This window comes from Vibrio thalassae, from assembly GCF_900089835.1.
Lineage (GTDB): Bacteria > Pseudomonadota > Gammaproteobacteria > Enterobacterales > Vibrionaceae > Vibrio > Vibrio thalassae.
This window is the reverse complement of sequence record NZ_OANU01000047.1, coordinates 1-11,263: the sequence shown is the minus strand read 5'-3', so window position 1 is coordinate 11,263 and position 11,263 is coordinate 1. Positions and strand designations below refer to the sequence as shown.

Sequence of the window (11,263 nt, the reverse complement as noted above, 5' to 3'; positions counted from 1 at the left end):
TGTGATGTATTTCAATTTTTTCTGGCTTTTTTTGTGCTTTTAGGGAATAATCCGCCTCCTTGTTTACGTCCCTAGCGGCTTGATGCGATTTGCTACTTATCCGCATCTGAATGGAATCAGCTCTTTAAGGTTTGCTTTAGAAAGCAATCTGGATCAGTTTGGAATTGGTAGAGCTCGTGGGACCTTAGTTAATAATTGATAAATGGGATCCCAATGCAAGATTCTTCAATTCAGTTTAGCGATTTATCGCTGAACGATTCAATCCTTTCTGCTCTTGACGGAATGGGTTTCGTATCTCCAACTCCTATCCAAGCTGCGGCAATTCCGCACTTGTTAGCGGGTAAAGATGCACTAGGTAAAGCTCAAACTGGTACTGGTAAAACAGCTGCATTCTCTCTTCCACTGCTTAACAAGCTAAATCTTGACCAGCGTAAGCCACAAGCTGTGGTTCTAGCGCCAACTCGCGAACTTGCTATTCAAGTTGCAGCGGAAATGAAAAACCTTGGTCAAAATATCAATGGTTTAAAAGTATTAGAGATCTACGGTGGTGCGTCTATCGTTGATCAAATGCGTGCACTGAAAAACGGTGCTCACATCGTTGTTGGTACGCCTGGTCGTGTTCAAGACTTAATCAACCGTGACCGTCTACACCTAGACGAAGTACACACGTTTGTTCTTGATGAAGCAGACGAAATGCTGAACATGGGCTTTGTTGATGACGTAACAGAGATCATGGAGCACGCTCCAGAAACAGCACAGCGCGTTCTATTCTCAGCGACTATGCCTCCAATGCTTAAGAAAATCGTTGATCGTTTCTTGCGTGAGCCAGAGTACGTTGACGTTGCTGGTAAAAACCACACAGTAGACAAAGTAGAGCAGCAGTTCTGGGTTGTTAAAGGTGTAGAGAAAGACGAAGCAATGTCACGTCTTCTTGAAACCGAAGAAACCGACGCGTCAATCGTATTCGTACGTACTCGTCAAGACACTGAGCGCCTGGCTGATTGGCTTTCTGCGCGTGGCTTCAAAGCTGCAGCACTTCACGGTGATATTCCTCAGTCTCTGCGTGAGCGTACTGTTGATCACATCAAACAAGGTGTTATCGATATTCTAGTAGCGACTGACGTTGTTGCACGTGGTCTTGACGTACCGCGTATTACACACGTATTCAACTATGACATCCCATTCGATGTTGAGTCTTACATCCACCGTATCGGCCGTACTGGTCGTGCTGGACGTAAAGGTAAGGCGATCCTTCTAGTTCGCACTAACCAAATTCGCATGCTTCGTACCATTGAGCGTGTAACTAAGTCTTCTATGGAAGAAATCCAACTTCCTCTACGTGACAAAGTTGCAGAAGCTCGCCTAGTTAAGCTGGGTGCTGAGCTAGAACAAGAGAAAGAGCATACCGCTCTAGATAAGTTTGCTGAGCTTGTAGAAAAACTACAAGAGAGCTTAGAAATCGACGCAGCAACATTGGCAGCGATTTTACTTAAGCGTCAACAAGGCAAACGTCCTCTTTTCTACATTGGTGAAGACCCAATGGTTGCGGCTATTGAGCGTGACAAACAACGTCGTAAAGAGCGCCGTGAAGGTGGTCGTGAGGGCGGTCGCGAAGGTCGTGAAGGACGTCGTAGCTTTAACACTGCTGATTGGGATACATACCAATTACAAGTTGGTCGCGAACAAGGTGTTCAAGTCAAAGATATCGTAGGTGCGCTTGCGAACGAACTTGGCCTGACGAAAGGTTCTATCGGTGCTATTAAGCTAGATCGTGAATCTACGTATGTTCAGCTTCCAAAACAGATGACTTCTGAAGTTGCTGGTAAGCTTCGTAAACTTCGTATTCGCCAGAAAGAAGCGGGTGCGGTAGTGGTTGATTTCACTGATTTCCGTGAGCCTCGCGGTCGCCGTGAAGGTGGACGTCGTGATGGAAACCGTGATGGCAACCGCGGTGGTTACCGTGGTAACCGTGAAGGTGGCAGCTATCGTGGTAATCGCGAAGGCAACCGTGAAGGCGGTCGTGGTCGTGATGGCGAGCGTCGTTTTGATCGCAACCGTGGCGGTGACCACCGTGGTAGCCATCGTGGCGAGCGTAGTTTCTCACGCAACCGTCGTGACGAAGCATAATACTTCGCATACTCAAAAATAGTTGAAAGCCGGGCTGATGCCCGGCTTTTTTGTATGATGAATATGCAACTTAGGCGAAGATGCCCTATAATCGAGGAATACGAGGGATTAAATTCAAGATTCGAATTAAAGAAGACCTTGATCGTTGTCAATAAATATCATTTTGATACAGTTGTTTGTATAAAAGAAAGTTGAAAGATTCAAAAAATATTGAATAATACAAACAATTATTAGGAAGTTGTCTTCCCGCAATGCCCAAAACAGGATATCCCCCCATGTCTAACTCGTTTGTTCTCGTGATTAACTCTGGTAGTTCATCTTTGAAGTTTGCTGTTATCGATTCAGCGAATGGTGAAGCAGTTCTGTCTGGCCTTGGAGAGTGCTTTGGCCTTCCTGAATCTCGTATGAGCTGGAAGTTTAATGGCGAAAAAACAGAAATCGCTATTGAAGGTGATGATAGTCACCACAAAATCGCCATCAGTAAATTGGTTGGTTTAACCGAGGAGCTGGGTCTTCAAGAGAACATCGTGGCGGTTGGTCATCGTATCGTTCATGGTGGCGAGAAATTCACTAAAACTGTGCGTATCAACGAAGAAGTGACAGCAGAGATTGAGAAACTTGCGGACCTAGCTCCACTGCATAACCCTGCTGGTGCAATTGGTATTCGCGCCGCAATGGAAGCTTTTCCTTCTCTTCCTCAGTTCGCGGTCTTTGATACAGCATTCCACCAAACCATGCCTGAGCGCGCGTACACAGGCGCAATCGCTAAAGAGCTTTATACAGACTACGGTATCCGTCGCTATGGTTTCCATGGCACTAGCCATTACTTTGTTAGCCGTGAAGCGGCAAAAATGATCAATAAGCCAATTGAAAACTCAAGCTTTATCTCTGTGCATCTTGGAAATGGCGCGTCTGTTTGTGCCATCAACAAGGGTGATTCAGTGGATACGTCGATGGGTTTCACACCGCTATCTGGCCTTATGATGGGAACGCGTTGCGGTGACTTAGATCCAGGTATCATTGAATACCTTTTAAAGAAAGGTTGGTCACAAGATAAAGTGTTTACCGCACTGAACAAAGAGTCAGGTTTCTTGGGTGTATCCGGTGGTCTAACGAGCGACGCTCGCGGTATTCTAGAAGCTATGGAGCAAGGGCATGAGGGCGCAAAACTGGCGTTTCAAGTCTTTACTTACCGCGTGTCAAAGTACATTGCTTCTTACTTGGCGGCTTTGGATTCATTTGATGGCATCATCTTTACTGGTGGTATTGGCGAAAACTCAATGCCTATTCGCAGCCAAATCCTAAGCAATCTAAAACTACTTGGTTTTAAAGAGGATGTGAAAGGCAACGAAGACGCTCGCTTTGGCAACGCTGGTATTATCGGTAACTCTGAGATGCTCGATGCGGTAGCAATGGTTATCCCAACCAATGAAGAGTATGTTATAGTACAGCAGTCAATGGCGCTACTTAACAACTAATCATAGCTACTAAATTTGATATACTAAGCCACTGGAAACAGTGGCTTTTTTTATAGGAGATGACATGGAAGTCAGAGATGCTTATATATATTCGCGCGTTAGTAAAGAGAGCCAAGCAAAAGAAGGGGAAGGTTTAAAAAGGCAAATTGAACGTGCTGAAAAGTTCATTGAGACTGAGAATAAGGTTAATACAGAATACCGCTATCAACTAGTCGATGAAATTGTAGATGCGGGTTTGTCTGCATATTACGGGAAGAACACTAGTCAAAATGGCGGACTTGGGGCTTTCTTAGAAGCTGCTAAGCAAGGAGAAATTAAAGAAAAGTCATTGTTGATTGTGGAGGCAGTGGACAGGCTGAGCCGTTTACCAGCCGATCACAGCCGCCAACTTTTTGCAAAGTTGAAACGGTACAAAGTTGATGTGGCTATTACTAAGTTTTCCCTCATAATCCCTCACGATGAGCAGCTTGATATGGGCGTCGACCTTCTCCTGACCGCTGCATTTCACTTAGCTCACATGGAGAGTGAACAGAAATCTCAGCGCATCAAAGCAACGTTTGACAAAAAACGCCGTGACGAAGCGGAAGGAGGTGAGAAACGTACCTCTGTTTGTCCCGCGTGGATGAGGCTTTCATCGTGCAAAACACACTTTGAGCTAATTCCTGAGCATGTTGAAGTGCTTACAAAGATGATTGATATGAAGTTGGAAGGTTATGGTTGTCATAGGATTACCAAATATCTGAATGAGAATAATATTTCCAGCTTTAGTGGAAAGTCTTGGCGTACTGAAGTGGTTAATAAGTATCTAAAAATGATACAACTTAAAGGCGAGTTCCAGCGTGTAGAGCATAAGGAAGTTGATGGTAAGACGAAGAAAGTACCCGTAGGTGCTCCTATTGAAAACTACTATCCTCGCGTCATCGACAACCCGAAATTTCTAGCTTTACAGAGTACATTCCCAACCTCCGTCAAAGGAAGAGTTGGCAGTTCTTTTCCAAATTTATTTCGTGGTCTACTAAGGTGCCCCAGCTGTGGAAACATTTTAAGTTACTCAAAGCCGTCACGCGGTCACCCTAAACTTCGCTGTCGTTCAAGACTTGATAATCAAGGTTGTACGCAAAAATTCACTAGATACGCCCCAATAGAGAAGCACCTTGTTCAGAGCTTGGTGGGCTTAGATTATAGCCGATTGATGGATAGTTCTTACAAAAAGCTTGAGGCAGAGATTTCGACTATTGATGGTGATATCAAATCCAAGCAACAATACCTTTTAGATCTATCTAGTGAGATAGAATTGGCAGAGCATATTGAAACAATCAAATTGCTTCGCTCTAAAATGGACAAAGCGAACAATACACTCGATGTTTTGTATGATAAACGAGATGAGCTGACTAAAGTTTCATCAAACTACGACTATAATGCAGTCAAAGACTTGGATTTATCAACCGTAGAGGGAAGGCAGAAATACCACGAGTATGTATCTAAGTTTATTGAATATGTAGTTGTTCAAGATCCAGACACAAAAGGCTCTGCTACAGCTGTGAAGTTTCGGACGCAAAAACTAGGGCTATTGTTTTTTCCTTATGACAAATTGAGTTGGGACTTGTCTCATGAAAAGATCTTGACGGACTATTACACTAAGGAAGATGATATTGAAGTTCAAATTGAAAGGCCGCTTTCATTGACATATGCACTTACTCAAAGGGATTTACTCAAGCAAGTTAGCGCTGTAAAAGCACCAACAGAACCGGAATATTTATCTGATATTAAGTATCTATTTGAAATCAGGCAAGAGTTTAAGAAAGAACCAGAGAAGTGGCGAACTCTGAAAAAGAAGTTGAGACTTTAGTTTTAATTTCAGGTAATTATATTGTGTTGGTCGAAAAATGTGGGCCAACACATATACATAAGCTAATCCGAATTTTGCTAATGTAGTAAAGCCCCCACCAAACATCTGCCTGAAGGTCTTGTTTTCGATTGGCGCATAATTTATTTCTACTAGCAAGGCTAGAAATCGAAACTCAAAACTGAAGAAAAAACAACTGGTTCCATCCCGCGCAGCGGGCTATTCACAAAAACAGCTTGACGTCAACAAATATTTATGATAAATTACCTCTCCACTCAGCGAGGGGTATATCAATGCTTAGATTTATTTCTTTTCGATACATTGCTTTGCTTATCATCGTCATTCTCATTGTAGATTACGCCTTTTTCAAATCATCGCAAACAGCAAGTTTGCTTGAGACAGCACTGTTCAGCAGTAAGTCATATTCTTAGTTTTTAATAGTTCAATCTGCAAAACCAAACGTTATGCGCTTAAAGCGTAGGGCACTTTACATCCTCACAACAGGAGTTTGAACTATGGCAACTAAACCAAATTTTGATCGCAAGAAGTTCGAGCGATTGATTGAGATAGCAACTACACAACCGGGCATGCTGGATACTCTTGAACAAATGGAATCGCTCGTTATCAAGTTGTCTCCTGAGGTCGATCAATTCATAAAGAAATATGGTTGCATGAGCTTAGATAGGTTTTTGAGAGTGCTTCCTTATGCACCAGTTGCAGATGATCTTCGTAGCTTTTTCAAATTTCAAGCCACTGATGAAGCTGTGCAGTTTTACATGTGCGCTTATCAAACCAGTATGAGTGCTGAGTTAGATACCTTTGTCGTTTATATCTGTACTCAATCAGAAGACGAGGAATTCGGTATCATCGATACGCTTTTGCAAGCGAGTGATAATCAGCTTCCCAATTTGCCGCCTGATGGGTTGCCAGTTTCGATAATCGAACCAACCGTCGACTGGGGGGACTTGGACAGCATTGATTTGAACGATCTCGAAGAATTCGACGAGTTGGTGAAATGATGTTCGTAGAACAAGCAGCAGAAAGACTTCAGTTGGATATCCGTAATCTGACAGACATGGAAACAAAGTTTTTGATAGCAGAAACATATCGCGACATTAATCGAGCAGTGCTTCAGTCTTTAGCGCTCAACCAGGATGGCGAGAACCTTAAAGCTCTGGGTGGTGCTAAAGTGCGCTTTCGCACGTGTAATTTTCTTAGGTTCAAAGCTCTTTATAATGAGCGCGATGTGAGAGAAATGTTGGGCGTATTGGTTGATTGTCGCAAACCAGAGTATGAGCACGACGTATACCAAGTTGGTTGGCTTCCGTACTGCCAGTATGTTCTCTTTTGGCATATTCAAGCTTACAGAAATAAGCGATTAATCAATATGTACAGACTGCCTGCTCGAGATTATTCGGACATCGAATTTCGTGTGTATGTGAGCGCTGAAATCGTCGAAAATAAATAAGGGGATGATTATTGATTGGTGGAATCATTGGAGATATTGCCGGATCGCTGCTTGAGGGAGCGCACCTACGAACTTATAACTTAACCGAAGCGAAGATGTTTTGCCACAAGGCTCATCCGACAGATGACTCTGTTTTATTGACTGCTACAGCACATGCAATGCTTGACGATAGCGACGACTTCGCAATGTACTACAGAATGTATGCTAATGCTTTTAACGATTGCAAGTTTGGCTCTAGCTTTTCGCATTGGTTGATAAGCGGTGAACCAAGTGTCAGTAGCTATACGAATGGCCCGGCTGCGAGAGCGGGAGTGCTCGGTTATCTTGATAATGAAGAAGAGGTGGTAAGCCTCGCTAAGAAATCAGCAGAAGCCACGCACTCACATCAAGAAGCAATCGACGGAGCTCAGGCAATGGCTTGGATGATTTGGGCAATGCGTAAGCGTATTTCTGAACAAGAGATCATTGAAGAGCTTTATCAGCGCTGGAATTACTACGTTGATGCTAATCATTCGCATGATTTAAATAAAATTAGACGCGAAACACTTGGCGTTGATTGCAGTGCAACAAACACTGTTCCTTTGGCCATTTTTATTGCGCTTTTTCAAGCACGCAGTGTTGAAACTTCGATAAGACTTTGTCAGTACGTCGGCGGAGACACTGACACGTTGGCATGCATGTCTGGACTGATAAAAAGTCAGCAGTTTGCGCCAAATCCGCGATGGGAGCACATGAGCAAGCAAATTTTATGGCGAAAAGCACAGCCTATTTTGCAAGTAGTCGAGCAGTTTGAAATGAGATTTGACGACAGTAAGTCGTTGCCATTTTGATATCAAATTAATCACAATTAGGAGCACAAATATGCGCAAATTTATATGTAGCGTAGGGATAGTTGCATCTTTAATTCTTTCATTAATTGGCTGTGGTGGCGGTGATAGCGGAGGTGGCGGTGATTCACTTGGCTCTACTAGCATTAGTACAAGTTCCTACATTTTAGTCTCAGAGCAAAGTGCTGCGCTTACCCCAAGTGAAAGTATTTCCCAGCATTTAATGAATGATTCTGAAATCATGGGCAGCGGCATTAATGCCGCCAGCTCAGACCGATACTACACCTCTGATAACGGTCGGATCATTGTCATCGGTCCCGACCATTTGCCTGAAGACGATTTCAAATGGGCGGCTACTTTGGGCAATGTTGCCCTATCTCGCGCATTAACTGCGATGCAAGTCACTTACAGCGAATATCTTGCGTTGAAATCTGGCTTGTCGGAGGGCGCAGCGAGTGAAATTGATTTTATGATCCGCGACATGGGTGATTTCAGCTCATCGGATTATACGGATGATTATGCGCCGATCCTTAATGGGATTCTTGATGGCAGCAACGTATCTTATGTACACGGGTCCGTTGCCGTGCCGACTTGGGCCGGTCTGCAAGCGCATTATTCCGCTTTTGAACAAGCAGAATATCAGCGTGAATTAGCCGTGGCTTTAGCGATTCTACCTGGCGCAAAAGAAGTCGAGCTTTATGATGATTTGGTGGCTGCTTACTTAAGTAATGGCGAAGATCGCTCTGTTCCAGCGCCTTACGGCATTACGCCAATGGTGGTGCGATTGGATCACACGCGCAGCAATTCAGAATGGGGTGCTGGCACTCGGTACGGCTTTGAAGTTACCGCGAAATCAGCCACTCAACGCTCTGATGACATTCAAATCGCGACGCATGAGGTCATTCACCATCTGCAAGTGGTGATCACCAATCCAACAACGGGCGATATTGCACTGGAGCGCTGGTACAGCGAAGGTCAAGCCGTGAAATTGTCTGGCATGAGCGTGGGAAGCAGTCAGCACTCAACGCCAACGTTGAACGTAGAAACCTTCTCTGATGTACCGAGCTATTACCCAGGCTTTCCCGAGCATGAATACGAGCATTATGGTCAAGCCTATAACTGGTTTGCCACCAAGTTTGGTGCTTCGGCTCAATACGATATTCTTTACGATATTCGTGACGACATGAGCTCCATGATTGAAGATGATTTCAGCAAGCGAGAAGCCTTCATCAACAGCTTTAATGTGTATGCATCGCCTCTGGATATTGATTATTATCGTGTCGATTACCCAAATCAAAATAAATAGCACACAAAATTTCCTTAATTCAAATGGAGTTAGCTATGATTTTAATAATTTTTATTGGTGTTGCTATGTCTTATTGGCAAGTCGATCTTCTGTTTGAGTTCATGCGAACATTTAGTGTTTGCGAACCTTATTTGTCTTACAATAATGAATGGTCAGACGGTTTTTATCAGTGCCACGGTTTGGACGTTGATTTCGTCAAGCATGCGAGAAGAAATTTGAAAGATCTTTTCTTTTTTCTTTTTATCCTGCCATATGGCAGATTTGCAGCACTCACTTTTATTAAAACTGGCATATAGAGAATCGTATCATCCTTCATGGGAGTTGCGTAGTTCTTAGCATTAATATCTTATTGTTTACCACAGAGACTAATTATTATTTTTCGAAATTAATTTGTTATCACAGTTAAGATTTATATTTGGCTATAAATTCATTTTCTGTGAGTTTTGAGGAATGTTATTGTAAAAATTAAAAAAGAGTGTTCGATTTATATATTGAGAGTTAAAATATTGGTTGCATACACTCGGTATTCAAGTTCCTTCGAGGTTGAAGTAGAGAGTTTGGTTATTCATTATTCAATTTTTAAATGCTGGTTATCTTCAGCGAGGAAACGAGCTGGTCTAAACTAAATTTTGTTGTTGCCCTTGTCGCTGAGCGACAAGAAAGTAACCAGTTTAGTTAGATAAGTCGGCACGTAGCTATGCTACCAAATAGTATGAACAATAGTCTAAAGTCCGCAATTAGAGCTGCTGAATATATCTGTGCTTGTTCTTATTATGTTATAAGATGAAATTGGTATACAATTGAAAAATAAGAAGTTTTCCTTGTTTTTTTGTTCTGAGTAGCTATAATAACAGTATGAGTTCTACTAGTTTCGGCTGGTAGATTTCAATTTATGTCTCGGGGGAGACTGCCTTTACCTCCATATGAAGGCTTGCAATGACAATCGACATCAACTTGATGGGGTATCAGTTGGTGACTTAATAGAAAGAAAGGGAGAAATGATGAAATTTATTTACTATCAATAGGATAAACGTTTATGTCTAAGTTAATGTTTCTCAATATCTTGAAAAAGAATCTTAAGTACTACGCTGCTCAAACTAAAAAGGGTGATAATTGCAGAGTGCTTATTGATGAATTTTCAGAGAACCTCTCTATTGGAGAACAAACACTATTAGTCGACGACATCTCAGTCAGGACTCGTAGCTATGGGACTGACCTAAAATTCAAAATTAGTTCTGATAATAAATCATGTCCACAAATTGGGACAACATCCCTCAAATCTGAATATAACTCCATTCTGGTACAGCTCTGTAGAAATATCGGTGGCACTTGGGATGATGAGGAACAAGCATGGATCTTTCCTTACCGTTTTAGACAAGACGTCGAAGAGCTCGATGTAATCTTCAACAGCCAACCTGTGACAATAGAACTTACTGCGATTGTAGATATCTATGAAAAAGGCACAGAAGTACACTTTCTTGGTAAACCACTTTGCAAGTCAATAAATTATTCTAGTGGCCCAAGACCCATGCCAGGCGTTTGGATACTTACGGGCTATATTCTTCCCAAAGTAGCAGGCTCAAACTGTACAACCCATATTCCCAAGGGAAGCACGCTACAACTCAAAGTGCCATCTGAATTGTTGGATAGATACAACGACCCGAGATTCGATGTAAGAATAATCGGATAGTTTCATTCTTTCGCGATATTCAGTGTTCCATTTAAATGGAACACTGAATTAACACACCCTAAATTTACCTCCCCTATAGAGATTGACACAATGAAAGTACTTAGAACACTTGGCCTAGAGCTCACTCAGAAAAACGCACAAATTGCCCACTCAATGGCATTGAAAGGCATAAAAAATGAACTTGGATCTCGAAATTTTCATGCGCTGATTAGTAGCTGTTATTTGACCAAAAAGGCAATGGTTGAATCAATTAAGGCTGTTAAGAATGGAAAACCATGTACACAAAAGCGCTTTATTGAACTTTGTAATTTATACTGTCAGCGCCGATGTAAAAATGACCCACTAACGTCGATTTAAAATTGACCCACCTGAGGCAAACTATCCGTTCGTAAAATGGACAAAGCGGCGGATTATGATCAATCAGGAGCAACTAGTGGAAATACACGTTTTACATCAGCAAGGACAAAGTATCCGCCGCATCGCGCGTGATTTAGGTGTATCTAGAAACACCGTTCGCACTT

At 42.5% G+C, this 11,263-nt stretch carries 10 protein-coding genes; all 10 read left to right on the top strand.

Annotated features, from left to right (window positions below; translation table 11 throughout):
- Positions 1 to 213: 213 nt before the first annotated feature.
- Complete coding sequence (locus VTH8203_RS13945; RefSeq protein ID WP_096994228.1) at positions 214 to 2,127, top strand: DEAD/DEAH box helicase; 1,914 nt, start codon at positions 214 to 216, stop codon at positions 2,125 to 2,127.
- Between the two features lie 275 nt (positions 2,128 to 2,402).
- Positions 2,403 to 3,605: an acetate/propionate family kinase gene (locus VTH8203_RS13940; RefSeq protein ID WP_096994227.1), complete on the top strand. Its 1,203-nt coding sequence runs from the start codon at positions 2,403 to 2,405 to the stop codon at positions 3,603 to 3,605.
- Between the two features lie 64 nt (positions 3,606 to 3,669).
- Positions 3,670 to 5,454, top strand: coding sequence for a recombinase family protein (locus tag VTH8203_RS13935; RefSeq protein WP_096994226.1), 1,785 nt, complete (start codon positions 3,670 to 3,672; stop codon positions 5,452 to 5,454).
- Between the two features lie 512 nt (positions 5,455 to 5,966).
- Entirely contained in the window at positions 5,967 to 6,470 is a 504-nt protein-coding gene (locus VTH8203_RS13930) for a hypothetical protein (protein ID WP_096994225.1), read from the top strand.
- A complete protein-coding gene (locus VTH8203_RS13925) occupies positions 6,467 to 6,919 on the top strand; it encodes a hypothetical protein (protein ID WP_158296146.1) in 453 nt (150 codons plus the stop codon). Before VTH8203_RS13930 ends, VTH8203_RS13925 begins: the two co-directional genes overlap by 4 nt.
- Positions 6,920 to 6,930: 11 nt before the next feature.
- Positions 6,931 to 7,749: an ADP-ribosylglycohydrolase family protein gene (locus VTH8203_RS13920; protein WP_096994223.1), complete on the top strand. Its 819-nt coding sequence runs from the start codon at positions 6,931 to 6,933 to the stop codon at positions 7,747 to 7,749.
- A 31-nt stretch (positions 7,750 to 7,780) separates the two neighbouring features.
- Positions 7,781 to 9,052 carry a hypothetical protein gene (locus VTH8203_RS13915; protein WP_096994222.1) on the top strand — a complete coding sequence of 424 codons (1,272 nt, stop codon included), beginning with the start codon at positions 7,781 to 7,783 and terminating at the stop codon, positions 9,050 to 9,052.
- 35 nt (positions 9,053 to 9,087) lie between these two features.
- Positions 9,088 to 9,348 (top strand): hypothetical protein, encoded by a 261-nt coding sequence (locus VTH8203_RS13910; RefSeq protein ID WP_096994221.1) that lies wholly within the window; start codon positions 9,088 to 9,090, stop codon positions 9,346 to 9,348.
- A 740-nt stretch (positions 9,349 to 10,088) separates the two neighbouring features.
- Entirely contained in the window at positions 10,089 to 10,742 is a 654-nt protein-coding gene (locus tag VTH8203_RS13905) for a hypothetical protein (protein WP_096994220.1), read from the top strand.
- A 412-nt stretch (positions 10,743 to 11,154) separates the two neighbouring features.
- The coding region (locus VTH8203_RS13895) for a helix-turn-helix domain-containing protein (RefSeq protein ID WP_158296112.1) at positions 11,155 to 11,263 on the top strand (109 nt) is incomplete at its 3' end.

Coding starts and splice junctions, on each gene's coding strand:
- VTH8203_RS13910 (WP_096994221.1), top strand. CDS start 9,088: ATGATTTTAATAATTTTTATTGGTGTTGCTATGTCTTATTGGCAAGTC.
- VTH8203_RS13925 (WP_158296146.1), top strand. CDS start 6,467: ATGATGTTCGTAGAACAAGCAGCAGAAAGACTTCAGTTGGATATCCGT.
- VTH8203_RS13940 (WP_096994227.1), top strand. CDS start 2,403: ATGTCTAACTCGTTTGTTCTCGTGATTAACTCTGGTAGTTCATCTTTG.
- VTH8203_RS13905 (WP_096994220.1), top strand. CDS start 10,089: ATGTCTAAGTTAATGTTTCTCAATATCTTGAAAAAGAATCTTAAGTAC.
- VTH8203_RS13930 (WP_096994225.1), top strand. CDS start 5,967: ATGGCAACTAAACCAAATTTTGATCGCAAGAAGTTCGAGCGATTGATT.
- VTH8203_RS13935 (WP_096994226.1), top strand. CDS start 3,670: ATGGAAGTCAGAGATGCTTATATATATTCGCGCGTTAGTAAAGAGAGC.
- VTH8203_RS13945 (WP_096994228.1), top strand. CDS start 214: ATGCAAGATTCTTCAATTCAGTTTAGCGATTTATCGCTGAACGATTCA.
- VTH8203_RS13915 (WP_096994222.1), top strand. CDS start 7,781: ATGCGCAAATTTATATGTAGCGTAGGGATAGTTGCATCTTTAATTCTT.